A 24,004-nucleotide genomic window follows, 5' to 3' on the forward strand; every position below is an offset into this window, starting at 1 on the left:
CCTTAGTCCGTTAGTTGAGTCAACGAACGATTAGGCAGCAACCTTCTGCTCTTTCAGCAGCTTGGCTACAGCGTCGGTAACCTGAGCACCAACGCCGATCCAGTAGTTCAGACGATCGGAAGTCAGGCGCACGCGCTCTTCCTTCTCGTTAGCTACCGGGTTGTAGAAGCCAACGCGCTCGATGAAGCGACCGTCACGACGGTTACGGGAATCGGTCACCACGATGTTGTAGAACGGACGGTTCTTGGCGCCGCCACGTGCCAGACGAATCACTACCATTGTCGATTGTCCTTAGATAAATACGGTATCGTAGAAAAGCCCACGATTCTATGGCACTTTTCCCTTATCTTGCAAGCGCTTAATACGCCCGCTGCCCCGGCCATCCATTATCAGCCAGCCGAAGCCGCTTAGTTTGACGAAAAAAACCACACCGTGTGTCTGCAATCTGCCTGCGACGAACATCCCGCTGGCTTAGAGGATTTTGGTCACGATGGTCAGCGCCCGGTCTTCCGGATGGGTTTCCACGGTAAAGCCCAGTTTGTGCATCAGCTTGAGCATGCCCTTGTTGCCGGCCAGCACTTCACCGCGCATCACGGTCAGCCCTTGCTCACGGGCGGCATCAAACAAGGCATTCATCAGGATGTAGCCAATACCCTTGCCCTGCCATTTGTCCGCCACTTCCAGCGCAAACTCGCAACCTTCGTTGTCCGGATCGGTAATGAAGCGGGCCACGGCTTGCTGCTCTTCACCATTCTCTGTCTCGCACGTCATGGCCAGTGCCATTTCGCGGTCGTAGTCCAGTTGGGTGAAGCGCACCAGCATGGTTTGGGATAGCTGCTTGATACTGGACATATAGCGGTTGTAGCGGCTTTCGTCCGACAGCGTACGGACAAATTCCTGCTGCATTTCCGCATCTTCCGGCCGCACCGGGCGAATAGTTACCTTCATGCCATCCGTCAGCGTGGCGCTACGCACCATATGCATGGGGTAAGGCATGATGGCCATATGACCGTAGCGTTTCACATCCGGCTTCAAGGGCTCGACGATGATGCGCGCATCCAGTGCAATCACGCCCTTCTCGTCCGCTACCAGCGGGTTGATGTCCATTTCGCGTAGTTCTGGCAGCTCGCATACCATTTCCGACACATGCAGCAGCACATCCACCAGTTCTTCCATGTCCACTGCCGGCAGATTCTTGAATGCGCCCAGCAATTGTCCGATACGCGTCTTGCGTATCATGCTGCCCACCAGATACTGGTTGAGCGGCGGGAGTGACAGTGCACGGTCGTGCATCACCTCCACCGCAATACCGCCGGCACCAAAGGTAATCACCGGGCCGAAAGAACTGTCATGCGTCACCCCCACCATCACCTCGCGCGCAAAACGGCGCTTACGCATTGGCTGCACAGAGATACCGTCGATACGCGCCTCCGGCATAGCCTGGTGCGCCCGTTCCAGAATGCCGCGAAAGGCGGCACGCAAGGTGGCTTCATTGCTGATATTGAGTTCCACCCCACCCACATCGGACTTGTAGATGATGTCCGGTGAGTCGATTTTCAGCACGACTGGGTAGTGAATTTGCTCGGCCAGCACCACGGCCTCGTCTTCCGTACGAGCCAGCAGGGTGGGATTGACCGGAATGCGGAAGGCAGCCAGTACCTCTTTCGATTCCCGTTCGGACAAAATAGTCCGCCCTTCAGCCATCGCCCCAGCAATGACCGCCCGGGCACGCAGCAAGTCCGGTGCCGCACGCTTGCCTTCCAGCGGTCCAGGCGTCTGCAGCAGCAATTGCTGGTTGTACTGATAAGACGCAAGGTTGCGGAACACTTCAATGCCGTACTCAGGGGCACGGAAGTGGGCACATTTGGCTTTAGAAAACAGATCACGACTTTCCGATACCTTGGCATCGCCCAGCCAGGACAGGAACATCGGCTTGCTGGATTCGCGCTGCAAACCAATCATCAACTGTGCGGTAGTCAAATGATCCGTGCCAGCCTGCGGAGTAAAGATCACCAGCACGCCATCGACATTGGGGTCATCAATACAGGCCTTTACCGCCGTACGGAAACGGACCGGGCTGGCATCACCGATCAGGTCGATCGGGTTGCCATGTGACCAGTTACGCGGCAGCGCGTTATTGAGCAGCTCCATCGTGGCGTCGCTCAGCTTGGCCAGCTCCACCCCGTTGGTGTAGGCGCTGTCAGCGGCCAGCACACCCGGGCCGATGCCGTTGGTGACAATGGCCAGCCGCTTGCCATTCACCCGAAAGTTGGCCGCTAACACCTTGGCCGCAGTAAACAACTGGGCAATGGATGACACACGCAGCACACCGGCGCGGGACAATGCGGCATCAAATACGTCGCCGCTTTCAATCAGGTTGCTCGAATGCGTTACCCCGGTGACATCATCCTGATAGCGACCGGACTTGATCACCACCACCGGCTTGGTACGCGCAGCCGCCCGCAGCGCACTCATAAAGCGGCGCGCATGGTGAATGTGGTGTACATGCAACAAAATACCCTGGGTAAAATTATCCGCTACCAGGTAATCCAGAATTTCACCGAAATCGACATCCAGTGCGTCACCAACAGAAATAACACTGGAAAATCCGATCCCCTTGCTGTCCGCCCAATCCAGCATTGCCGTACACAAAGCGGAGGACTGCGACACCAGCGCCATGTTTCCCGGCCGCACCTTACTGGTGTAATTGGTCGCGTTAAAACCGGCTACCGGTCGCATCAGGCCCAATACATTCGGTCCCAGCACACGGATACCATAATGCCGGGCAATCGAGACCGATTCGTTGAGGATTTCCCGTTCCAGCTGTTCGCTGTCGGAAAACTCCTTGGCCAGCAGGACTGCCTTGATGCCCTTCTTGCCGCAGTCCTTGATGATGGCCGGCAATGTGCGAATGGCAGTGCACACCACCGCCATGTCAACTGCGGGTTCGATCAGGCGTACCGAAGGGACGGCAGGAATGCCCCCCACCACCTTGTGATTCAAATTGACTGGAAACAGCTTGCCTTGAAAGTTGCCCGCCAGCAGATTGGCAAACACGGCTTGGCCGATCGACCCCGGCGTATCACTGGCACCAACAACCGCAACAGTGCGCGGCGAAAAGAGCGGAGTTAGGTAATGAGGCCTCATGGAAGCGGTTCCCGTTCTGTTAATTCAAGCGACAAGGTGTCGACAGGCTGCCGGCTGCCCGTACAAGCATCGGCCTGCTGGCTGTATTTGGTATGGCAAATACGTATTTGCCACGGAAAATTTATTTTCACTCCGGCATGTTGCGACAGTATTGTGCAATGCACAACAAGGTAAAACTCTCGGTCTTCCCATGAACGGGCTGCTGCTGCCATTGCGTATCCAACTACACGCCATCACAATGCTGCCGCAGCCATCGTATTGTCATGTTGACCTCGGGCAAGCCTGTACCAAATGAATTTTATAGCAAAACGGACGCCCCCCCGCCGAGGGTAACCATGCTTGCAGGTGGTAATCGCACTGCAATATTGCTAATCTTGCGCGTTGGCAACCCTAGTACGTTGCATTGCAATATATTCATTCAGCCGCCTGCAACCTTATGCAGGGCGAGCAGGAGTCAGCCCATCATGACGAAGCGTGTCGTCACCCTTGCCCACTACTATACCCAGCCTGAAATCCAGCAAATGGCCGACAAGGTGGGCGATAGCCTGGAATTGTCGCTGTTTGCCAAAGAAGCCAATGCCGACATCATCGTGTTTGCCGGTGTGCGTTTCATGGCTGAAACCGCCAAGATCCTCAATCCGCAGGCCGAGGTGATCCTGCCGGACGCCGGATCCACCTGTTCGCTGGTCACCCAGACTGACGTCACTGCGCTCAAGGCATGGCGCGAAAGCCACCCCGACCACGTCCATGTGTCGTACATCAACTCCAGCGCAGAACACAAGGCACTATCCGACTGGATCGTCACCAGTCGCAATGTGGACGACATCATTGCCCACCTATATGCCGAAGGCAAAAAAGTCATCTTCTCGCCCGACCGCAATATGGGTGGTTATCTGAACGACCAATACGGCTACGACATGCCCTTGTGGTCTGCCGTGTGCGAAGTTCACGACAAATTCAACGAAGCGGCACTGGAAGAGGCTTTCGCGGCAGCTGCCGGTGAAAAATACCTGATCGCCCACCCAGAAAGCCCGCTACCCGTGCTGAAGAAGGCCGATTACGTCGGCTCCACCTCCGGCATGCTCAACTGGGTGAAAGCCTTCAAGGGCGATAGCAACGCAGTGATCTTTGTTGCCACCGAAGATGGCATCCTCTACAACATGGGCCTGGCCCGCCCCGATCTGGACCTGCGCCAGGCACCGATCTATGCCGGCTGCCAGTGCAACTCCTGTCCATATATGAAGATGAACACCATCGATGCCGTAACGCGCGCCCAACAGGGTGAAGGCCTGCGCATCGACTATCTGAGCACCGAGCAGATGGATGCTGCCCGCATTCCCATCGAACGGATGCTGGAATTCAGCCAGCGCTATTACGCCTGACGAAACCAACCCGCCACGGCGGGTTTTTCTTTGTCTGCCATGCCATGAAGGTTTTCCAGCACCGCTTGGCAGCGATACAATCATGCGTCCAACCTGGAAGCACAGCATGAAGTTCCTGATCAGCAATGACGATGGCTATTTCTCTCCCGGTATCCGCACTCTGGCAGAAACGCTGGCACGTCATGGTGAAGTCGTCGTCGTGGCACCCGAGCGCGATCGCAGTGGTGCCAGCAACTCGCTGACCCTGGACCGGCCACTTACCGTACGTCAGGCGGCCAATGGCTTTCATTATGTCAACGGTACGCCAACCGACTGTGTCCATCTGGCGGTAACCGGCTTGCTGGATTTTCGTCCAGACATGATATTCAGCGGCATCAACCATGGCCCTAATATGGGGGATGACACCATCTACTCAGGTACCGTGGCTGCCGCTACCGAAGGTTTTCTGCTCGGCATTCCGTCCATTGCCATCTCGCTGGCAGGCTACAGCGGCCAGCACTTCGGCACAGCGGCTCACGTAGTTGAGGCATTGCTGGCACGACATCAGCTGCAGCCGCTTACCCAACCCGTGCTGCTGAATATTAACGTCCCGGACATCCCGGTCGATCAGCTGCAATCCATGCAAGTCACACGACTGGGACGCAGACATCATGCTGAACCAGTTATCAAAGCCAAGAATCCTCGCGGGGAAACGATATACTGGGTAGGCCCGGTCGGCAGTGCACAGGATGCAGGCCCCGGCACCGACTTTGCCGCCATTGCTGGCAAACATGTTTCGGTCACCCCGCTGATGCTGGATTTAACCGCATACGGCCAACTGGACGGAATCACTACATGGCTTCATCCGTGACACAAGACAACCAGGCTTACGGCATGCTGTCTGACCGAACCCGCAAGCGCATGGTGGAACGCCTGCGCCAGGCAGGCGTACAGGATGAACGTGTGCTGACTGCCATGTCAGACGTGCCGCGCCATCTATTTGTCGATCAGGCACTGGCCACCCGTGCCTATGACGATGTGTCACTACCCATCGGCCATGCTCAAACCATTTCCCAACCACTGACAGTCGCCAAGATGACAGAAATTCTGTTGGCAGGCCGTAAACCGGGCAAGGTGCTGGAAATCGGAACCGGATGTGGTTATCAGACAGCCGTACTGCTGAAGACCGGAGCCGAAGTCTATTCCATTGAACGACTCGGCGCGCTTCTTGACAAAGCAAGACGCAATTTGCGGGCCGCCAAGCTGGTCCATGCCCGGCTGGTACATGGAGATGGCCATTTCGGCCTACCAGAAGCGGCCCCATTCGAAGGCATCATCATGACGGCAGCAGCACGAAATATTCCGGAAGCGCTAGTTGAACAACTGGCAGAAGGTGGCAGACTGATCATGCCGGTTGGTGAAACAGAACAGTATTTATGGCTGCTGGAAAAAACATCTCAGGGCCTGCAGAAAACACGGCTGGACCCGGTGAAATTCGTCCCACTCTTACCCGGTCGTAACTAAGTCTTGCAAAAACACAACACATACCCTGTCTGACAATTTACAAAACCCAACTAACTGACATATAAAATCTACAGGCATGCATAAACAGCATTCAAAGCACTGGTTTGCCGCAACGCTGACAACCGCCCTTCTGGCTGGCTGCAGCAGTATGGCGCAACAAGCCGCACCGGTTGAGTCCGCCCGCCCGGCCCCCGTTGCCGCAGTCACCACTGCAAACAAGACCACGATAACGCCACCTGCAGATGTGGCGGTGGCTACCCCGTACAAAAGTAGTGGCAGCATTGTTGCCAAGCCTGCAACAAGTGTTAGTGGAGAAAAGACGCATATTGTTCAGCCTGGCGAAAACCTGTTCCGTATTTCGCTCAATAACGGGCTGAAATACAAAGATGTTGCCGCCTGGAATAACTTGCCGGACAGTAATATCAAGGTAGGCCAGGTATTACGCCTGACGCCTCCAGGGGCGCAGGATGGCCAGGCACCGCTGGCTACGGCCAAGCCGCCGGAAAGTGCTGCGGTGGAGCCAGCAAAACAGAAAGTAGTTATTGAGAGTGCAACTCCGGTTGCCACCGGTAGCAAGAACTACCCGAAAGCACTGAAACTGCCTTATACGGAAGACGCAGCAAAGACATTGGCACAGCAGAGTGAAGGGAGTGCCAATAAGAAAACTGCCCCGGTAAAAACTGGCAATGCATCCGCTCCTGCAGTTCAGGCCGACAAAAAGGACAGTAGTACACCAGCGGCAATATCGGAAAATAAGAACAAAATTGAAGAAAAATCCCAAGCAACAACCAGCGAAGATGCTGTTGCTTGGGCCTGGCCAACAGAAGGCAAGGTGATCCGAGGTTATTCGGACAGCAATAAAGGGGTTGATATCAGCGGGCGCGCAGGTCAAAGCGTGATTGCAGCCGGAGATGGCAAGGTTGTTTACAGCGGGAATGGCTTGAGAGGATATGGCAAGCTGATCATCATCAAGCACAACAAAACATTCCTTTCAGCGTATGCCCACAACAGTCAATTACTAGTTAAGGAGGGACAGAGTGTCAAGAAAGGGCAGAAGATTGCCGAAATGGGCAATACTGATGCTGATCAGGTAAAACTGCACTTCGAGATCCGCCGCTTCGGGAAACCGGTTGATCCGATGCAGTACCTAGACAACAAGTCCTGAACAGGGGTATCTCCCCCTGCCAGGAGCCACCGTAGCGGGGGGAGTTATGAACCAAGACAGCGATATCCTCGAAGAAGAGGAAGTTCTTGAAGAAGAAGTTGCCGAAGAGGCTGCTGCAGAAGCAGAAACCGAAGAGGCTACCGAGCGCCAGAGCGTCACGGAAGAAGTTGCCGATGTCACTCAGATCTATCTGAACGATATCGGAAACAACGCCCTGCTGACCCCGGCCCAGGAGCTGGAACTGGCTCGTCGGGTTGTCACAGGCGATTTCGACGCCCGGCAAAAAATGATCGAGCACAATCTGCGCTTGGTCGTGAACATTGCCAAACATTACATCAACCGTGGCCTCGCCCTGCTCGATCTGATCGAAGAAGGCAATATCGGCCTGATGCATGCGCTGGAAAAATTTGACCCCGAGCGAGGTTTCCGTTTCTCAACCTACGCCACATGGTGGATTCGCCAGAGCATTGAACGCGCCATCATGAACCAGTCGCGCACTATCCGCCTGCCGGTCCATGTCATCAAGGAACTGAACGTCTATCTGCGAGCATCACGCTTTCTGGAAAGCCAGATGGGACGTGAACCTACTCTGGACGAAATTGCTCATCAGGTGGGCAAACCGGTGGAAGATGTGCGCAAGGTGATGAACCTGAACGAACGCATGGCTTCGCTGGATGCACCGCTGGATATCGACCCTATGCTGTCGATTGGTGAGTCGATTCCGGATGAGCAGCATGAAGAACCGGAAATTCAGCTCCACAACAACCAGCTGGAAAAGTTTGTCAAAGACTGGTTGGCCCAGTTGAATGACAAGCAGTGTATGGTGATTGAGCGCCGTTATGGTTTGAATGGCCATGAAATCTGCACGCTGGAAGAACTGGCAGCTGCGCTGAACCTGACCCGGGAGCGAGTGCGCCAGATCCAGATCGAAGGCCTGGAGCAACTGCGTCGTATTCTACGTCGCAAGGGTATCTCCCGCGACTTCCTGCTATAGCATCGGAACCAGTGATGCAGGAAAACAACCCCGCCACCAGGCGGGGTTTCTGTTTAGGCAGTGTAGGCCACTCATGTGATGGCCAGCAATTAATAGCAAAGGTATGCCGGGGCTACCAATGCTTCAGCCACCATGGCGCAATTTCCCCCTGGCCAGATTGGTAGAGAAAATCCTGACCCTGCGCAGCCATCGGCGAGCCTGTTGTGGTGACAACGCCGGGTTCTGATAGCGCATTACCGCGTATTCCTTGCACAGCTGCTTGAGTTCGCGATAGGCAGGCGCTGGCAGCCCCCGGGCCTTGTTCAGCATATCCAGCGGGCCATCACTGGGTAACAGGGTAATACCCTGCTGCTGCAAAGCACGCTCCAGCCGTGCACGCCCTTCCTGCAAGGGCAAACTTTCCGGGCCCCTGCGCCACCACCACAGCAATGGCAAACCAGCCAACAACACACCGCATAACAGCGCTCGCACAACAGATGCACTGTCGACGGTCTCGCCCAGTCCCAACCAGCGGTATAGACTTAATTGCCGCGAGGCATCGTAACCAACAATCCACTGCTGCCAGGCAAAACCGGCAGCTTGCCATCCCTGCTGCACACGCACGATCCATGCCGGCATGCGACTCCCAAATACCGGTAATTGGGCCTGCATTGCAGGAATACTCCGCCCAAGATCCTGGCTGACCCGCTCCGGTGCGACTGCCGCAGTTGGGTCAACCCGTAGCCATTCCCCGCGTTCAGCCAGCCAGACTTCAACCCAGGCATGAGCATCGGAAGAGCGCACCTGCCAGAAACGGCCAAGCGGGTTGAACTGCCCTCCCTGATAGCCGGTTACCACCCGGGCGGGAATGCCGGCAGCCCGTGCCATGAATGCCAAGGCCGATGCGTAGTGTTCACAAAAACCCTGCCGCGTGGAAAACATGAAAGCATCGATACTGTTGTCACCCTCCAGCAAAGGCGGGTTCAAAGTATAGGCAAAGCCCCCCAGGCGGAAGTGCAACAGGGCCTCGCGCACAAAACCGGCACTGTCACTACTTTGGCTACGCCACTGCATGGCAAGTTGTCGGCTGGCAAAGTTTCCAGGGGGAAGATGACGGTAGAAGTCCTGATCACTGCGACTCAACTCACTCAGGTAACGGCTGCCTACCAGGCTCTCGCCCGAAACACGCAACACATCGTCCCGATCATTAGCCAGCTTGAACAGCCCCCCCGGCTCCAGTCTTCCTTCTGCAGGTGCCGCCAGCGGGTAATCCAGCAGGGGTAAGCGTGATCGGGAAGGCTTGCCGGTAAGGCGATACCGTACCTTTTCTCCCCCTGCCAGCTGTATTTGCTCCCGCGTCTGGCCGTGTACGCTTTGCCAGCGTCGGCCATCAAAATCATCAAAAATCATGATGCGCCAATACAGCTGCTCATGTGCCGGTGGCTGGCCGTCAAACACCACGGAGAATGCTGGCTCTTGTTGCTGTACCAACTGACTGATACTGCCAGGCTCCATGCTGTCAGACAGCCCGGTGCTGGCAATATGCTGTTCATGCGGCATGCTCCACAGCGGCCCAGGCAGGCGCGGCATCACCACAAACAGGACCAGCATCAACGGTAGGGACAGCAGCAAAGCCTGCACTGCCATGCCAGCAGTCCCTTGTACTACACCTCCGGCCAGTCGCAGCATGGCCCAGGTCAGTGCCAACAGACTGACAATCAGCCACAGTGCGGACAACGGGGACTGGTCAAACAGCAGTGGAATGGCAGCCAGGAAAAAACCCAGTGCCAACAGTACTTGCCAATCGCGTTGCTGACGCGATTCGAAACTCTTGAATCCCAGCAACAGAATCAGCAAGGCAGCCCCGCCCTCACGTCCGATCAGGGTGTTCAGATTCAGCCATAAGCCGCCTATCGACAAACCCAGCAGCGGCAATAACAGCCACAACGATGGCAGCTGGTACTGGCGCTGCAGCAAGAAGCCACGAACCAGCAGCATGGTCAGCACCAGCAAAGGCAGCCAAAGGGGGAGATGCAGCAACAATGGCAGCATCACCAGCGCGAGCGCCAGCAATACCGCCATTTCCCCCTGCCGGAACCGGGCCAGCCTCATACCGGCAACCTGAACTCAGCCAATGCCGCCAATGCTTGCTCGCGCTGCCCCGGCTGTGGTTCCACCTTGTAACCGGGCAATTGCAAGCGGTAATGCTGGCCGGTTTTTTCGCACTGCAATACCCGCCAGCACAATCGTGAAAGCCGGCTTTCCACATCCAGCGTTGCCGGATAGTCCTGCCATGCCAGTTGATGCAAGGCCTGACCGCGTGGCTGGTTGGCAAAACGTTTGCTGGCCAATACATCACGCCGGGCCAGCACACTCCAGGCGATCTGCCGTGGTGTATCCCCCGGCCGGTACTCTCCAAGATGAGAAAAATCCTCCTCATCATCTCCAATACGGCGAGCACAGCCAGACTCGTTACGACGGTCCTGATGCTCACGATCAGGCAATGGCAGTGGAAAAGCCATTAAAGAGGCATCAGGCCGCCACCATGAAAATGCCCGAATCAGCCCGAAAGGGGCGGTGCTCCACAGCTGGATGGCGGGATAGGGATGACGGCCACGCCGGTTGAGCAGCTGTGTAATGGCTACCGATTGTTTGTCCATGGCAGCCAGCGTACAGGGCACACACTCGCCACCATGCTCAGACTGCAACAGCAGTTGACGGGTAATGGCCGTGGTATTGAGCAGATGCAAACGGCAGTCGGCAAACTGCCCGACAAACACCCCTTCACTCTCCTGCACCTGCAGTTGCAGGCCAGCCAGCTGACGGTAAGCCATCAACACAGCCACCAGCAACAAACCAAGCAACCAGAAGGCCAGCACATAAGCCAGGCTGACCGCGTAATTCAACGCCCCCACCCATACCGCAGCAGCAACCAGCAACAGCAGCAGACCAAAACGGGTGGGTAGCAAATAGATACGTCGCTGCCCCAGGCAGCAAGCGGTTTCCAGCGGCAGACGGCGCAACCACCAGCCGCGCAACTGTTTACGGAATGGCAACATGATCGAGCAATGCAGTCAGGCTGGTAGACGCATCTCCGCTCAAACCCAGCCGGTGCCCCGCTACCGCCGGGAAAATAGCTTTCACATCCTCCGGCAGGACATGATCACGCCCTTCCAGCAAAGCCCAGGCACGGGCGGCAGCCAGCAGGGCCAACCCGGCGCGCGGACTGAGACCGACCAGATAGCTGCGGTCCTGCCGCGTGGCCTGCAACAGGGCCAGCACATAGTCGACCAAGTCTGACGTCACGGTCAGCGCAGCAGCCTTTTGTTGCAACTGCAACAAGCCATTGCCACTCAGGCAAGGAGTGATGTCATCCAGCAAGGTTCGACGGTCCTGGCCCAACAGCAATGCCCGCTCGGCCTCCGCCGCCGGATAGCCCAGCGAAATCCGCATCAGGAAACGGTCCAGTTGCGACTCAGGCAGCGGAAACGTCCCCAGTTGCTCGGAAGGATTCTGGGTGGCGATCACAAAAAATGGTGTCGGCAGCGGATGACTCTCGCCATCAATGGAAACCTGGCGCTCCTCCATCGCCTCCAGCAAGGCCGATTGCACCTTGGGCGAGGCACGATTAATTTCATCAGCCAGTAACAACTGACTGAATACCGGCCCCTGGTGAAAACGGAAGTTGCCGGTTTCACGCTGGTAGATGTTTACACCCAGGATATCGGCGGGCAGCAGATCGCTGGTGAACTGCACCCGCTGGTAATGCAGGCCAAGCACCGCCGCCAGGCCATGTGCCAAGGTGGTTTTACCCACACCGGGCAGGTCTTCGATGAGCAGATGACCACGGGCAATCAGACAGGCCAGCGCCAGCCGGATGGCGCGGGGCTTGCCCAGGATAAGCGTGTTGAGTTGACGATAGGCAAGGCTGAGTGATTGCATTTGGACCCGGTTGCGCGCAGTATTTATCGAAAATACATAAAGATAAAACTCGCGTCCATTGTACGCAAACAATCGTACGCAACAAGGAAACGCTCGTGTTAACTTGGCTAAAAAACCGTCTACAGAGAAACGGACTCACTGCTTACATTACCCATCCTGTCTGCCTGCAGCACAATATGGGGGTAGGCCACCCGGAATGCCCGGAACGCCTGGTTGCCATCAAGGATCAGCTGATGGCGGCACAGATTTACGACAGCCTGCATGAAGTGGAAGCACCGGAAGTCACCGAGCAGCAACTGGCCCGGGTTCACCCACCGCGTTATGTAGAATACATCGAAGCCTGTGCGCCCAGTGTCGGTACTTTCCGCATGGATCCAGACACCGCCATGGCGCCGGGTACATTGCCCGCCGCGCGCCACGCAGCTGGCGCGGTCATCAAGGCAGTGGAACTGGTGTGCGAGGACAAGGCCCCCAATGCCTTTTGCGCCATTCGCCCACCCGGCCATCATGCCGAGCATGACAAAGCGATGGGTTTTTGCTTTTTCAACAATATTGCCGTCGGCATTGCCCACGCGCTATCCACTTACAAGTTTGAGCGGATTGCGGTGATCGACTTCGACGTCCACCACGGCAACGGCACCGAAGACATCTTCCGTGACGACCCGCGTGTGATGATGGTGTCCATTTTCCAACACCCCTTCTACCCTTACTGCGGTGACAACCCGGTGGGGCCGAACATGGTGAACGTGCCGCTCAAGGCCGGTAGTACCGGGCGGGAATTCCGCGAAGTGGTGGAAAACGTGTGGCTGCCTAGCCTGCACGACTTCAAACCGCAGATGATCTTCATCTCTGCCGGTTTTGATGCCCACCGCGAAGACGACATGGGCTCGCTGGGGCTGGTGGAGGCCGATTACGAGTGGGTAACCCGCCATCTGATGCAGATTGCCGACCAGTATGCCGATGGCCGCATCGTATCGGTGCTGGAGGGTGGTTATGATTTGTCATCGCTGGCGCGCAGTGTGACTGCCCACGTCAAGGTGCTGTCTGACGGCTAGCCCATCGCAAACCGTACAAATGAAAAAGCCCGCATAGGCGGGCTTTTTGCATCTGGGGCGAACCCGGGTTCAGGCCTGCTTGTCGCCTTTACCAGCAGCTTTCTCGCCTATCCTTCCTTCCTGACCGGTCAGCAGCTTGATCAGGTTGGACTTGTGACGATGAATCACCAGAATGGCAATGATGATGCAGGTACCAAAATACGGTGAAGCCGGGCCCGTGATGAAATAGGCGTACACCGGCACCATTACGCAGGCCACGATGGCGGACAGCGAGGAAATCTTCACCACAAAGGCCATAAACAGCCAAGTAGCGATGGCAGCCAGCGCCAGCCACACGTTAAAGCCAAACAGCACGCCTACTGCAGTGGCCACGCCCTTGCCACCCTTGAAGCCGAAGAATACCGGCCACATATGGCCAATCAGCACCGCCAGTGCCGACATGGCAATGGCCTGCTCACCCAATCCGTATTGCGGGCCGAACCAGGCTGTCAGCGCCACGGCCACCCAGCCCTTGGCACCATCACCCAGCAGGGTAAGCACAGCGGCAGTTTTCTTGCCGGAACGCAGGACATTGGTGGCACCGGGGTTACCGGAACCATAGCTGCGCGGGTCTGCCATGCCCATGGCCTTGCTCACGATCACGGCAAAGGACAGGGAGCCCAGCAGGTAGGCCGCAACAACGAAGGCAAAAGCTGTCGTGGTCATGGTGTATCCATTAGAATAGAAGGCTTCGGATTTTACGGTATCGGGCGACAAAGCCCAACTCCCGGCATAGAAATGGACATCATTTTCCTGCGCGAAGTGCGCGCCGACACCATTATCGGTGTTTATGAGTGGGAGCGGAAAAATCCGCAAACCATTGAAATCGACCTGGAAATCGGCATTCCCAGCGAAGTACCCTGCCACAGCGACAATATCGGCGACACCATTCACTACGGGGTGGTGGTGGAGCGGTTGCGCAAGGCGCTGTCGGAACAACACTTCCTGCTGCTGGAAGCACTGGCGGAATATATCGCCAAGGTGATCCGCGAGGACTTTGGTGCGCCCTGGGTGCAGGTTTCCGTCACCAAGCTGGGTATTTTGCCCGGTGTGCGCCGGGTGGGCGTGTTGATCGAACGCGGTCACCGTCCGCGCTGATGCGGCGCGATGGATGGCCGCAACGGCCATCTCGGCATGCATGGCGGCAGTAAATTGACGTTAACGTAATGGTCATGCACCATGGTGCTCTGCCATCACCAGAGCCGCCCATGAGCCAGATCAGCGTTGCAGAATTCCAGGCCTTGATCGACAGCGAACTGCCGCTGGTCAAACTGTTCGGCATGCGTACCGAGGACATTGCCCATGGCACGGCCCGCCTGCGCATGCACTTCAACCCCGACTTGATCCGCCCCGGTGGCACCATTGCCGGCCCGGCGCTGATGGCGCTGGCCGATGCCACCCTGTATGCCGTGGTGCTGGGCATGATAGGCAAGGTGGAACTGGCGGTCACCACCAGCCTGAATATCAATTTCCTGCGCAAGCCACCGCAAGAAGATGTGATTGCCGAAGGCCGCATCCTCAAGCTGGGCAAGCGTCTGGCCGTGGGCGAGGTGCTGCTGTACTCCGCCGGCAGTGACGAGCCAGTAGCGCATGTCACCGGCACCTATTCCATTCCGCCGTTGCCGGACAACAGATAAATAAAAACCCTCTGGCGGCAATTACCGTGCAGAGGGTTATGCGCTACGACCGGCGCTTACTCTTCCTGATTACGCATGAAGTCTGCCGTGTTATAGAAGGCCTCCAGCAGCTTGGCCTTGAGCCAGTCTTCCACCAGCAGTTCGTTCACCGCCTGGGTCATGCACTGCATCCACTGGTCGCGCATCGGGCCGTCCACCGCAAACGGCATGTGGCGCATACGCAAACGCGGATGACCAAATTTTTCCATGTACAAACCCGGCCCGCCCAGCCAGCCGGACAGGAACATGAACAGCTTTTCCCGTGAACCAGCCAGATCAGCCGGATGCATGTCGCGCAGCACCTTGACCGAAGGGTCACTATCCATGATGTCGTAGAAGCGGTTGGTGAGCCAGCGCACCACGCCTTCACCACCCATCAGCTCGTATGGCGTCATTTCCTGCATGGCTCAGTCCTTCACCGGCTTGACCAGCGAAGCCGCCAGCAAGGCACGCTCACGCGCGGTGGCCACATCATCAGCCTGGGCCACAGCCACACCCATGCGGCGGCGGACAAAGCTTTCCGGCTTACCAAACAGGCGCAGGTCGGCACCGGGTACGGCCAGCGCTTCAGCCACGCCTTCAAAGGCAATGCCCTGCTCTTCCATGCCGCCATAAATCACCGCAGAGGCACCGGCGCTGCGCAGGCTGGCATCCACCGGCAAGCCCAGAATGGCACGCGCATGCAGTTCAAACTCGGAGAAACGCTGGGTGGCCAGCGTCACCAGGCCGGTATCGTGCGGACGCGGGCTGACTTCGGAGAACCATACCTGATCGCCCTTGACGAACAGCTCCACCCCAAACAGGCCACGCCCGCCCAGCGCATCGGTCACCGCCTTGGCCATTTCACGGGCGCGCAGCAGCGCCAGCTCGCTCATTGGCTGCGGCTGCCAGCTTTCCACGTAGTCGCCATTCTTTTGCAGATGGCCGATGGGGTCGCAAAAATGAGTGGCAATGCCGCCCTGGCCATCACTGGCACGCACGGTGAGCTGGGTGATTTCGTAATCGAAATCGATGAAGCCTTCGACAATCACCCGGCCCTTGTCCACGCGACCGGCACTGACGGCATATTCCCAGGCCTTGGCCACATCATCCGGGCCGCGTAGCAGCGACTGGCCCTTGCCGCTGGAGGACATCACCGGCTTCACCAGGCAGGGGTAGCCGATGCCGCCATCGATGGCTTGTTGCAATTCGTCCAGCGAGGAGGCAAAGGCAAACGGCGAAGTGGGCAGGCCAAGTTCGTCTGCCGCCAGGCAGCGGATGCCTTCGCGGTTCATGGTGAGGTTGGTGGCACGGGCGGTAGGAATCACCTCGGCCAAGCCATCCGCCTCGATGCGCAGCAGCTCTTCGGTGGCAATGGCCTCGATTTCCGGCACGATCAGATGCGGGCGCACCTGATCCACCAGCGCACGCAGCGCAGCGGCATCCGACATATTGATGACATGGCTGCTGTGCGCCACCTGCATGGCCGGGGCAGCGGCGTAGCGGTCTACCGCAATGGTTTCCACCCCCAGGCGCTGCAATGCAATGACAACTTCCTTGCCCAGCTCGCCGCTGCCCAGCAGCATGACACGCAGCGCAGTGGCGCTGTGCGGGGTTCCGATACGCATGGTCCGACTCCAGTTAGAAAATGAATAATCCAGGCCGGCATTTTAGCATTGCTGCCGGCAGGCTCGCTGCGCCGGATCAAATGCCCTGAAAGGCAAAGTCAATCGGCGGAGTGCGGCCACTGATGATTTCCGCCAGCGCCCTGCCGCTCCCTGCGCCTTCCGTCCAGCCCAGCGTGCCATGTCCGGTATTGAAGTAGAGATTGGTATAAGGGCTGCGGCCGATCAGCGGCACATTGCCCGGCGTGGCCGGACGCAAGCCGCTCCAGAACTCGGCAGCATCCCAGTCGGCCACATCGGGCATCAAGGCCTGACCACGTTTGATCAGCGCCTGGCAGCGCACGGCATTCAAGCTGCTGGAATAACCGGCCAGCTCCGCCGTACCGGCAATGCGCAAGCGCGTGCCCAGACGGGAGATCACCACCTTGTAGGCCTCATCGGTAATGCTGGCCACCGGCGCCGTGGCCGGGTCGCGCAGCGGCAAGGTGGCGGAATAGCCCTTCCACGGGTAGATGGGCAGGCGCAGCCCCAACGGTGCCGCCAGCAAAGGCGAATAACTGCCCAGCGCCAGCACATAGGCATCGGCGGTTACGCGGCGGTAACTACCCTCTGGCAGATTGACCGATACGCCGCTGATGCGGCCATTGTCAGCTTCCAGCGCATTGATGCGGGTATTGAAACGGAACTCCACCCCGGCGCGCGCTGCATGCTCGGCCATGGCGCAGGTATACAGGTGGACATCGCCGGATTCGTCCGACGGACAGTAGCTGGCACCGGCCAGCGAGGGGGCAATCCCGGCCAAAGCCGGTTCGATGCGTGCCAGTTCGTCACGGCTGATGATGTGCTTGTCCATGCCCAATTCGCGCATTTGTGCGGCGACGTGGGCGGCAGCATCCAGCTCGTGCTGAGTGTGGAACAAGGAAACGATGCCACGGGTCTGCTGCTGATAATCCAGGTTCAGCTCGGCACGCAACATCTGCAGGGTATCGCGGCTGTAGCGGCCCAGCGCCAGCATCTGGCGCATATTGCGTTCGGCGCGACTGCCACGGCATTCCAGCATGAATTGCCAGCACCAGCGCCACTGGGCCGGGTCCAGCCGCAGGCGGAACAGCAGCGGGGCATCGTCGCGCAGCAGCCACTTGATGATTTGCCAGGGGGCTGACGGATTGGCCCAGGGTTCGGACTGACTGACGGAGATTTGCCCGCCATTGGCAAAGCTGGTTTCCCGCGCCGGCCCGCTGGCGCGGTCCAGCACTACTACCTCATGCCCTGCACGGGCCAGAAACCAGGCGGTGGACACCCCCACCACACCTGACCCCAGCACAACTACCTTCATGTTGACTCCAGCAGACGTGACAACGGGCAAGTCATGCTTGCCCGTTCGGCTCAGCCGATTGAGACCCCGGATACTACGCCGCAGCGCAGCAGGGCTCAATGGGGAAAACGCTACTTTTTCGGCGTGTGCTGATATACGGTTTTGCCGCGCAGCTGGAAGTAGTCCGAGGCAAAATAGAAGTTTTCCGAGTGGCCGACAAATAGCAGGCCATCGGGCTTGAGCAGCGGGGCAAACTTTTTCAGCACGGCAAACTGGGTGTCGCGATCGAAATAAATCATCACGTTGCGGCAGAAAATGGCATCAAACTGCTTGCGCAACGCCCAGTTGTTTTCGATCAGGTTCAGCCGCTGGAAGGTAATCATATTGCGCAGCACCGCCTTGGCCTGATACGTACCATCGGGCAATTTGTCGAAATACTTGTGGGCATGGCCGGGAGGCAGGCGGGCAATTTTGTCTTCCGGATAAATGCCCTTGCGGCCGGTTTCCAGCACACTGGTATCCAGGTCTGTGGCGACGATACTGATGCTCGGCTTGCTAGCCAGCGGAAAGGCTTCCAGCGCGGTGATGGCCAGCGAATAAGGCTCTTCACCCGTGGACGACGCTGCACACCAGATGGACAGCTCACTGGCCCCGGCGGACGCCCGCTGTTTCAGATGCTCGGCCAGGATGGGGAAATGATGTTCTTCGCGGAAGAAGAAGGTGAGATTGGTGGTGAGTGCATTGACGAACTGCTCGAACTCACGCTTGCCCGCAACCGACTCCAGAAAATCCACATAGGCTGCAAAACTGGCCAGCTTCAGCTCGCGAATACGCCGCACCAGGCGCCCGTACACCATGTCCTTCTTGGACGGGTTCAGCGAGATACCGGCTTCTTTATAGATCAGCTTGCGGATGCGCTCGAAATCGGCGTCGCTGAAACTGAATTCACGATTGAATTCGACCTTGGGCAATACCAGTGGTGGCAGTTTGTTCATCTTGTTTCCCCCGATACAAAAAAACCCGGACTGAGTCCGGGTTTTCATTCTACTCCTGTTTGTCTGCCTGCCGGCTTACACCGAGAAGGAAGAACCACAACCGCAGGTGGTGGTGGCATTCGGGTTGCGAATGACAAACTGGGAGCCTTCCAGGCTTTCCTGATAGTCGATCTCGGCCCCAACCAGATACTGGTAGCTCATCGGGTCAACCAGGAAAGTAACACCGTCTCTCTCTATAGCGGTATCGTCTTCATTGGCGAGTTCGTCAAATGTAAAACCGTACTGGAAGCCGGAGCAGCCACCACCAGTCACGAACACGCGCAGTTTCAGATCAGGATTGCCCTCTTCCGCGATCAGATCCAGCACCTTGTTGCAAGCGCTGTCGGTAAAGTTGATCGGGCACGGCATTTCGGTAGTTTCGGACATGGGTCACCTCGCAAATCGTTTCGGCCCTGCGGCCATTCACCTACTATTTTAGTCGGATATCAGGGCGAATGGCCAATATTCAATCCTTCACACCATCAAGGCAGCAACGGAACAATGTCCAGACCGGCGTTTTCCGGCTGGCCGAACATCAGGTTCATGGTTTGCACCGCCTGGCCGGACGCGCCTTTGACCAGATTGTCTTCCACCACCAGGATGATCAGCAAATCACCGTTACCCGGACGATGCACGGCAATGCGCGCCGTGTTGGAACCACGCACACTGCGGGTTTCCGGGTGGCTGCCAGCCGGCAGTACATCGACAAAATGCTCACCGGCATAGCGCTGTTCAAACAGGGCCTGGAAATCGGTATCCAGCGCCTCAGGCTTGATACGGGCGTAGATGGTGGAATGGATGCCACGAATCATCGGCGTCAGGTGTGGCACAAACGTCAGCTTGACCGGCGCGCCATGAATGGCGGACAAGCCTTGCTCGATTTCCGGCGAATGACGGTGGCCCTTCACGGCATAGGCCTTGAAGTTATCCCCGGCTTCGGCCAGCAGTGCACCAACCTCGGCCTTACGACCGGCACCGGACACGCCGGACTTGCAGTCGGCAATCAGCGTCTGAGTGTCGATCAGCTGTTTGCCGCCTTCCAGCAGCGGCAGCAGCCCCAGTTGTACCGAAGTGGGATAGCAACCGGCCATCCCCACCAGACGCGCTGCGCGAATGGCATCGCGATTCACTTCTGGCAGGCCGTAAACGGCCTCGGCCAGCAAGTCGGTGCAGCTGTGCTCCATGGCATACCATTGCTGGAATACGGCAGGGTCTTTCAGGCGGAAGTCAGCAGCCAGGTCGATCACTTTGACACCAGCAGCCAGCAGCGCGCGCGCCTGGGCCATGGCGACGCCGTGCGGGGTGGCAAAGAACACCACGTCGCACTGCTCCAGCGGGGTTTCATCCGGGGTGGAGAAGGCCACATCCACGCGACCGCGCAGGCTGGGGAACATCTCGGCCACTTTCATGCCCGCTTCCTTGCGCGAGGTAACGGCCACCACCTCGGCACCGGGATGCCCGGCCAGAAGACGCAACAGTTCGACACCGGTATAACCGGTACCGCCGACGATGCCCACCTTGATCATGCTGTACTTCCTTGTGTAAATAAACGTCGCAAAAGCGACAGTCTAAGGACTAGGCCGGAGGGATGCAACCGCCATCTGGCCTGCATGCCGCAGGCCAGATGCTTACAGGCGGAACTGGGCCACCATGGCCTGCAAATCAGACGACAGGCGATGCAGCTCGGCGACGGTTTGCATCGCGCCCTGCACGGCCTGATCGGTTTCGATCGTGGCCCGGTTGGCCTGCTCGGCGGCACGCGCCATTTCGGTGGTGGCGACGGACTGCTCACGCGTTGAATCGGCAATATCGTGAATGGCACCGACAACCTGGGCAATCCGGCCCTGAATGCCCGACATATCCTGCGCCACCGTGCGGGATGCCTCCACGCCGCTGGCCACCGAACGCTGCGTACCGACCATATCACCCAGTGCGGTATTGATGTCGCCATGGGTGGCATCGATCAGTTGGCCGATTTCCACCGTGGCCTTGGCTGTGCGCTCGGCCAGCTTGCGTACTTCATCCGCGACTACGGCAAAACCACGACCAGCCTCGCCAGCACGTGCCGCTTCGATCGCCGCATTGAGCGCCAGCAGATTGGTCTGATCAGCAATGTCGCGGATCACACCGATAATGGTATTCATCTGCCCGGAACGTTCGCCCAAAGCATTGAGCGCCCCGCCCAGATGCCCGACTTCCTCGGCAATATTGGCAATATCGTCCGCCAAGCGGCTTACCGCCTGAGCCGAATGGGATGAGGTAGAGCCGGTGTCGCTGGCTGCCTGCTCCGCCATCGCCGCATGATCGGCAATGTGGTTGATGCTGACCGTGATCTGCTCGATAGTGGCTGCAGCAGCACTGGACACTTCCGACTGACGCTCAGACTGGCTGGCCACGGTATCGGTCACCTGTTTCAGGCTATCCAATTCCCCATTCAGCGCAACGGCATGCTCGCGTACATCAATGAACATGCGGCGCAGGCTGGCTACAAAGCGGTTGAATGCCTCAGCGGTCTGACCGATTTCATCCTGCTGCTCCACGTGCAACTGGTGGGTCAGATCGGCATGCCCGCTGGAGATTTCCAGCAAGGCATCACGCAGCCGCATCAGGCCACGCAGCAGGCGGGTAAGCGCCAGCTGGGCCAGCACAATGGCCACGATACTGCACAGTAAACCGGCTACCACCAGGGTAATCAACAGGCCCTGCAACGGCGCCAGAATGGCAGACTTGTCCACCACACTGCCCAGCACCCAGTCAGACCCAGGCACCGGCATCAACTGCAGGAAAACAGCACGACCACCGATTTCCAGTTCTTCCATCTTGCCGTGCTCATCCGTCTGCTGCAGCAAAGCCGCATCCAGACCTGGCATCACCTCAGCCACTGGCTTGAGCGTACTGTCCGCAGCCGGATGGGCGACAATCTTGCCGTTACGCGTTGCCAGGAAGGCATAGCCATCGCCGCGCAGCTTGATGCCCTGCACCAGACTAATAATGCCTTCCAGCGAAATATCACCGCCGACCACACCTTGCAGCTGCTGATTACGCAGCAAGGGATAGGCCACGGTCACCCCCAGCTTTTTGGTACTGGCAAACACATAAGGCTCGGTAACAATGCCAGAACCGGCACTGGCGGCCTGCTTATACCAGGGGCGGGATGTCGGGTCGTAACCTTCTGGTGCATGTTTTTCTGCCAGATGGTAAATCATGCGCTTATCGGCATAACCGGCAAACAGCTGGTCAAACCTGCCAGCTGTCTTGCCCTCCTGCAGCTGGGGCAGGATATCGCCGCTGCTCACCAGCGCAGAGGCCGTCGCCTCTACCGCATCCTTGCGCTGGGCCAGCCAGTTGCCCAGTGCACTGCGGCTCCCTTGCATGGCAGCATCCAGCTCATGCCGGACGCCTTCGATGATTTCCGTGCGCATGCGCTGATAGGACAGAACCGCCAGCACGGTAATGACCACCACCAGCAAAATGGCGACAAAAGCCAGCAAACGTTGCTTCAAAGACATCGGAGTTTCCTGTAGATCAGCAGATTGGCAGCAACGGTTTCACGCGGCTGCCAGCCCACCCGAACGGGCAGGCCACAAAGACAAAAGGGGGCCACCATACACGGTGTAGCCACGGGGGTAAACCCGTTAAACCCTCTGGCATTTTCTTTGTAAACTAATCAATTTAAATGACAGCTTAAAGACATTTCTATCAGTAGGGCAATATCTTCACGAACAGCAACGACTGCAGCGCGGGGAAAAGTCGACAGCCAAAATGTGGCAAGGCAACAAACCGGGTATCTGTGCAGATAAAAACGCGCTGCAGCAATAGAAAAAGCCGCCCGAAGGCGGCTTTTGCATAAACAGGAATCCGGCGATTAACGCTTGGAGAACTGCTTGGCACGGCGAGCTTTGCGCAGGCCGACTTTTTTACGTTCAACTTCACGTGCATCACGGGTTACATAGCCTGCAGCGGACAGAGCCGGCTTCAGAACTGCGTCGAAGTCGATCAGAGCGCGGGTGATACCGTGACGGATAGCACCTGCCTGACCAGTTTCACCGCCACCAACAACATTAACTTTAATGTCGAAGGATTCGGTGTTCTCGGTCAGAACCAGCGGCTGGCGAATAACCATGCGACCGGTTTCGCGGGAGAAATATTCGTCAACCGGCTTGCCGTTAACGATGATCTGGCCGCTACCCTTTTGCATGAACACGCGAGCTACGGAGCTCTTGCGACGGCCGGTGCCGTAGTAGTATTTACCGTTCATTCTCTATGCCTTAAAAACGAAATTCCAGCACTTTGGGCTGCTGGGCAGTGTGCGGATGTTCGGTACCAGCGTACACCTTGAGCTTCTTGATCATGGCGTAGCCCAGCGGACCCTTCGGCAGCATGCCTTTTACGGCTTTTTCCAGAACGCGTTCCGGGAACTGGTTTTGCAGTTCGGTGAAATTGCGTTCGTAGATACCGCCCGGGTAACCGGAGTGACGGTAGTACTTTTTGTCCAGCGCTTTGTTACCAGTAACACGCAGTTTGTCAACGTTGACTACAACAATGTAGTCACCGGTATCAACGTGCGGAGTGTATTCCGGCTTGTGCTTGCCACGCAGGCGGTGAGCGATTTCGGCGGCGAGGCGACCCAGCACCTTGTCTTCGGCGTCGACCACGAACCACTCGCGCTTAACCTCATGCGGCTTGGCAGAAAAGGTCTTCATGGAACTCTTCCATCGTAATTCTTGAAAGTTACGGATTCTAATGCAGTGCCCTTACCACTGTCAAACCATTGTGTAACAAAGCAAATGACAACAGCGAAACGGGGCAGGAATGCGGCCTTTTTTGCCACAGCAGCAGCAAAAAAACGCCATCTCGGGCAGGAAGATACTTGATTGCACCAGCTTGTGCATGCGCGGGGCAAAAAAAAAAGCGCAATCCATTTTGATTGCGCCAAGTTCCACCTAAAAGAAGGAGGATGGAGGAGACAACACCAAAACGCACACATTGCATGCCACGTCCTGATGCAGGTTTCATTATCAGTACCAACCAGCGGTTTGGCAAGTATTTTTTGTGCACTGCACTAAAAAAATCACACCAGATACAACACCATCACAACACATTGATATTTAATGAATTTAATAATGAAAAGGTAGTTTCCACTCTGAAGATCAAGCAGAAAAGTTGCTT

General features: G+C 57.4%; 24 protein-coding genes. 8 read left to right on the plus strand and 16 right to left on the minus strand.

Annotated elements, in window-relative coordinates:
* Positions 1-30: 30 nt before the first annotated feature.
* The gene (gene rpsP, locus ACODR9_RS15195) at positions 31-279 is read right to left on the minus strand and encodes a 30S ribosomal protein S16 (RefSeq protein WP_045846601.1); all 249 of its coding nucleotides are present in this window, start codon (positions 277-279) and stop codon (positions 31-33) included.
* A 192-nt stretch (positions 280-471) separates the two neighbouring features.
* Positions 472-3,147, minus strand: a complete 2,676-nt coding sequence (locus ACODR9_RS15200) for a bifunctional acetate--CoA ligase family protein/GNAT family N-acetyltransferase (protein ID WP_488810274.1) — start codon at positions 3,145-3,147, stop codon at positions 472-474.
* A gap of 464 nt (positions 3,148-3,611) precedes the next feature.
* Between ACODR9_RS15200 and nadA the strand changes: the two genes are divergently transcribed.
* From nadA to rpoS, 5 genes are all read left to right on the plus strand, one after another.
* Positions 3,612-4,529 (plus strand): quinolinate synthase NadA, encoded by a 918-nt coding sequence (nadA, locus tag ACODR9_RS15205; protein ID WP_488810276.1) that lies wholly within the window; start codon positions 3,612-3,614, stop codon positions 4,527-4,529.
* Positions 4,530-4,635: 106 nt separating this feature from the next.
* Entirely contained in the window at positions 4,636-5,379 is a 744-nt protein-coding gene (gene surE / locus ACODR9_RS15210) for a 5'/3'-nucleotidase SurE (RefSeq protein WP_488810277.1), read from the plus strand.
* Entirely contained in the window at positions 5,364-6,032 is a 669-nt protein-coding gene (locus ACODR9_RS15215; protein WP_488810278.1) for a protein-L-isoaspartate(D-aspartate) O-methyltransferase, read from the plus strand. The genes surE and ACODR9_RS15215 overlap by 16 nt, the downstream gene beginning before the upstream one ends.
* 76 nt (positions 6,033-6,108) lie before the next feature.
* Entirely contained in the window at positions 6,109-7,197 is a 1,089-nt protein-coding gene (locus tag ACODR9_RS15220; protein ID WP_488810279.1) for a peptidoglycan DD-metalloendopeptidase family protein, read from the plus strand.
* A 46-nt stretch (positions 7,198-7,243) separates the two neighbouring features.
* On the plus strand, positions 7,244-8,191 hold the full coding sequence (gene rpoS / locus ACODR9_RS15225; protein WP_488810280.1) for an RNA polymerase sigma factor RpoS: 948 nt from the start codon (positions 7,244-7,246) through the stop codon (positions 8,189-8,191).
* Between the two features lie 123 nt (positions 8,192-8,314).
* Here the strand turns inward: rpoS and ACODR9_RS15230 are convergent, their stop codons facing one another.
* The 3 genes from ACODR9_RS15230 to ACODR9_RS15240 are packed head-to-tail and all read right to left on the minus strand — an operon-like array spanning position 8,315 to position 12,112.
* Positions 8,315-10,282: a transglutaminase TgpA family protein gene (locus tag ACODR9_RS15230; protein WP_488810281.1), complete on the minus strand. Its 1,968-nt coding sequence runs from the start codon at positions 10,280-10,282 to the stop codon at positions 8,315-8,317.
* On the minus strand, positions 10,279-11,229 hold the full coding sequence (locus ACODR9_RS15235) for a DUF58 domain-containing protein (protein ID WP_488810282.1): 951 nt from the start codon (positions 11,227-11,229) through the stop codon (positions 10,279-10,281). Before ACODR9_RS15235 ends, ACODR9_RS15230 begins: the two co-directional genes overlap by 4 nt.
* Entirely contained in the window at positions 11,213-12,112 is a 900-nt protein-coding gene (locus tag ACODR9_RS15240) for an AAA family ATPase (protein ID WP_488810283.1), read from the minus strand. The genes ACODR9_RS15235 and ACODR9_RS15240 overlap by 17 nt, the downstream gene beginning before the upstream one ends.
* Positions 12,113-12,207: 95 nt before the next feature.
* Here ACODR9_RS15240 and ACODR9_RS15245 point away from each other — a divergent pair, with 95 nt between their 5' ends.
* On the plus strand, positions 12,208-13,167 hold the full coding sequence (locus ACODR9_RS15245; protein ID WP_488810284.1) for a histone deacetylase family protein: 960 nt from the start codon (positions 12,208-12,210) through the stop codon (positions 13,165-13,167).
* 69 nt (positions 13,168-13,236) lie between these two features.
* On the opposite strand, the gene plsY is transcribed toward ACODR9_RS15245, so the two are convergent.
* On the minus strand, positions 13,237-13,872 hold the full coding sequence (plsY, locus tag ACODR9_RS15250; protein ID WP_488810285.1) for a glycerol-3-phosphate 1-O-acyltransferase PlsY: 636 nt from the start codon (positions 13,870-13,872) through the stop codon (positions 13,237-13,239).
* 72 nt (positions 13,873-13,944) lie between these two features.
* On the opposite strand from plsY, the gene ACODR9_RS15255 reads away from it, so the two are divergent.
* Both ACODR9_RS15255 and ACODR9_RS15260 read left to right on the plus strand, forming a co-directional pair.
* On the plus strand, positions 13,945-14,304 hold the full coding sequence (locus tag ACODR9_RS15255) for a dihydroneopterin aldolase (RefSeq protein WP_089085860.1): 360 nt from the start codon (positions 13,945-13,947) through the stop codon (positions 14,302-14,304).
* A 110-nt stretch (positions 14,305-14,414) separates the two neighbouring features.
* Positions 14,415-14,843, plus strand: coding sequence for a PaaI family thioesterase (locus ACODR9_RS15260; RefSeq protein WP_488810286.1), 429 nt, complete (start codon positions 14,415-14,417; stop codon positions 14,841-14,843).
* Between the two features lie 56 nt (positions 14,844-14,899).
* On the opposite strand, the gene ACODR9_RS15265 is transcribed toward ACODR9_RS15260, so the two are convergent.
* The 10 genes from ACODR9_RS15265 to ACODR9_RS15310 form a co-directional block, all read right to left on the minus strand.
* Positions 14,900-15,286 carry a group II truncated hemoglobin gene (locus ACODR9_RS15265; protein ID WP_181835406.1) on the minus strand — a complete coding sequence of 129 codons (387 nt, stop codon included), beginning with the start codon at positions 15,284-15,286 and terminating at the stop codon, positions 14,900-14,902.
* A 3-nt stretch (positions 15,287-15,289) separates the two neighbouring features.
* Complete coding sequence (purT, locus tag ACODR9_RS15270) at positions 15,290-16,489, minus strand: formate-dependent phosphoribosylglycinamide formyltransferase (RefSeq protein ID WP_488810288.1); 1,200 nt, start codon at positions 16,487-16,489, stop codon at positions 15,290-15,292.
* A 76-nt stretch (positions 16,490-16,565) separates the two neighbouring features.
* Positions 16,566-17,822, minus strand: a complete 1,257-nt coding sequence (locus ACODR9_RS15275; protein ID WP_488810289.1) for a D-amino acid dehydrogenase — start codon at positions 17,820-17,822, stop codon at positions 16,566-16,568.
* Positions 17,823-17,932: 110 nt separating this feature from the next.
* Positions 17,933-18,796, minus strand: coding sequence for a CheR family methyltransferase (locus ACODR9_RS15280; protein WP_488810290.1), 864 nt, complete (start codon positions 18,794-18,796; stop codon positions 17,933-17,935).
* Positions 18,797-18,871: 75 nt separating this feature from the next.
* Positions 18,872-19,222: an iron-sulfur cluster insertion protein ErpA gene (gene erpA / locus ACODR9_RS15285; protein WP_488810291.1), complete on the minus strand. Its 351-nt coding sequence runs from the start codon at positions 19,220-19,222 to the stop codon at positions 18,872-18,874.
* A gap of 95 nt (positions 19,223-19,317) precedes the next feature.
* The gene (gene argC / locus ACODR9_RS15290; RefSeq protein WP_488810292.1) at positions 19,318-20,361 is read right to left on the minus strand and encodes an N-acetyl-gamma-glutamyl-phosphate reductase; all 1,044 of its coding nucleotides are present in this window, start codon (positions 20,359-20,361) and stop codon (positions 19,318-19,320) included.
* A gap of 102 nt (positions 20,362-20,463) precedes the next feature.
* Positions 20,464-22,344 (minus strand): methyl-accepting chemotaxis protein, encoded by a 1,881-nt coding sequence (locus ACODR9_RS15295; protein ID WP_488810293.1) that lies wholly within the window; start codon positions 22,342-22,344, stop codon positions 20,464-20,466.
* 356 nt (positions 22,345-22,700) lie between these two features.
* The gene (rpsI, locus tag ACODR9_RS15300) at positions 22,701-23,093 is read right to left on the minus strand and encodes a 30S ribosomal protein S9 (protein ID WP_045846620.1); all 393 of its coding nucleotides are present in this window, start codon (positions 23,091-23,093) and stop codon (positions 22,701-22,703) included.
* Between the two features lie 10 nt (positions 23,094-23,103).
* A complete protein-coding gene (rplM, locus tag ACODR9_RS15305) occupies positions 23,104-23,538 on the minus strand; it encodes a 50S ribosomal protein L13 (RefSeq protein ID WP_059284599.1) in 435 nt (144 codons plus the stop codon).
* Between the two features lie 37 nt (positions 23,539-23,575).
* On the minus strand, positions 23,576-23,851 hold the full coding sequence (locus ACODR9_RS15310; protein WP_488810294.1) for a hypothetical protein: 276 nt from the start codon (positions 23,849-23,851) through the stop codon (positions 23,576-23,578).
* Positions 23,852-24,004 lie beyond the last annotated feature (153 nt).

It is taken from the genome of Aquitalea sp. FG25, from assembly GCF_057809375.1.

What these genes read in the sequence shown, in the direction of transcription:
- rpsP (WP_045846601.1), bottom strand. Translation starts at nt 279, where the DNA reads ATGGTAGTGATTCGTCTGGCACGTGGCGGCGCCAAGAACCGTCCGTTC.
- ACODR9_RS15200 (WP_488810274.1), bottom strand. Translation starts at nt 3,147, where the DNA reads ATGAGGCCTCATTACCTAACTCCGCTCTTTTCGCCGCGCACTGTTGCG.
- nadA (WP_488810276.1), top strand. Translation starts at nt 3,612, where the DNA reads ATGACGAAGCGTGTCGTCACCCTTGCCCACTACTATACCCAGCCTGAA.
- surE (WP_488810277.1), top strand. Translation starts at nt 4,636, where the DNA reads ATGAAGTTCCTGATCAGCAATGACGATGGCTATTTCTCTCCCGGTATC.
- ACODR9_RS15215 (WP_488810278.1), top strand. Translation starts at nt 5,364, where the DNA reads ATGGCTTCATCCGTGACACAAGACAACCAGGCTTACGGCATGCTGTCT.
- ACODR9_RS15220 (WP_488810279.1), top strand. Translation starts at nt 6,109, where the DNA reads ATGCATAAACAGCATTCAAAGCACTGGTTTGCCGCAACGCTGACAACC.
- rpoS (WP_488810280.1), top strand. Translation starts at nt 7,244, where the DNA reads ATGAACCAAGACAGCGATATCCTCGAAGAAGAGGAAGTTCTTGAAGAA.
- ACODR9_RS15230 (WP_488810281.1), bottom strand. Translation starts at nt 10,282, where the DNA reads ATGAGGCTGGCCCGGTTCCGGCAGGGGGAAATGGCGGTATTGCTGGCG.
- ACODR9_RS15235 (WP_488810282.1), bottom strand. Translation starts at nt 11,229, where the DNA reads ATGTTGCCATTCCGTAAACAGTTGCGCGGCTGGTGGTTGCGCCGTCTG.
- ACODR9_RS15240 (WP_488810283.1), bottom strand. Translation starts at nt 12,112, where the DNA reads ATGCAATCACTCAGCCTTGCCTATCGTCAACTCAACACGCTTATCCTG.
- plsY (WP_488810285.1), bottom strand. Translation starts at nt 13,872, where the DNA reads ATGACCACGACAGCTTTTGCCTTCGTTGTTGCGGCCTACCTGCTGGGC.
- ACODR9_RS15255 (WP_089085860.1), top strand. Translation starts at nt 13,945, where the DNA reads ATGGACATCATTTTCCTGCGCGAAGTGCGCGCCGACACCATTATCGGT.
- ACODR9_RS15260 (WP_488810286.1), top strand. Translation starts at nt 14,415, where the DNA reads ATGAGCCAGATCAGCGTTGCAGAATTCCAGGCCTTGATCGACAGCGAA.
- ACODR9_RS15265 (WP_181835406.1), bottom strand. Translation starts at nt 15,286, where the DNA reads ATGCAGGAAATGACGCCATACGAGCTGATGGGTGGTGAAGGCGTGGTG.
- purT (WP_488810288.1), bottom strand. Translation starts at nt 16,489, where the DNA reads ATGCGTATCGGAACCCCGCACAGCGCCACTGCGCTGCGTGTCATGCTG.
- ACODR9_RS15275 (WP_488810289.1), bottom strand. Translation starts at nt 17,822, where the DNA reads ATGAAGGTAGTTGTGCTGGGGTCAGGTGTGGTGGGGGTGTCCACCGCC.
- ACODR9_RS15280 (WP_488810290.1), bottom strand. Translation starts at nt 18,796, where the DNA reads ATGAACAAACTGCCACCACTGGTATTGCCCAAGGTCGAATTCAATCGT.
- erpA (WP_488810291.1), bottom strand. Translation starts at nt 19,222, where the DNA reads ATGTCCGAAACTACCGAAATGCCGTGCCCGATCAACTTTACCGACAGC.
- argC (WP_488810292.1), bottom strand. Translation starts at nt 20,361, where the DNA reads ATGATCAAGGTGGGCATCGTCGGCGGTACCGGTTATACCGGTGTCGAA.
- ACODR9_RS15295 (WP_488810293.1), bottom strand. Translation starts at nt 22,344, where the DNA reads ATGTCTTTGAAGCAACGTTTGCTGGCTTTTGTCGCCATTTTGCTGGTG.
- rpsI (WP_045846620.1), bottom strand. Translation starts at nt 23,093, where the DNA reads ATGAACGGTAAATACTACTACGGCACCGGCCGTCGCAAGAGCTCCGTA.
- rplM (WP_059284599.1), bottom strand. Translation starts at nt 23,538, where the DNA reads ATGAAGACCTTTTCTGCCAAGCCGCATGAGGTTAAGCGCGAGTGGTTC.
- ACODR9_RS15310 (WP_488810294.1), bottom strand. Translation starts at nt 23,851, where the DNA reads ATGAAACCTGCATCAGGACGTGGCATGCAATGTGTGCGTTTTGGTGTT.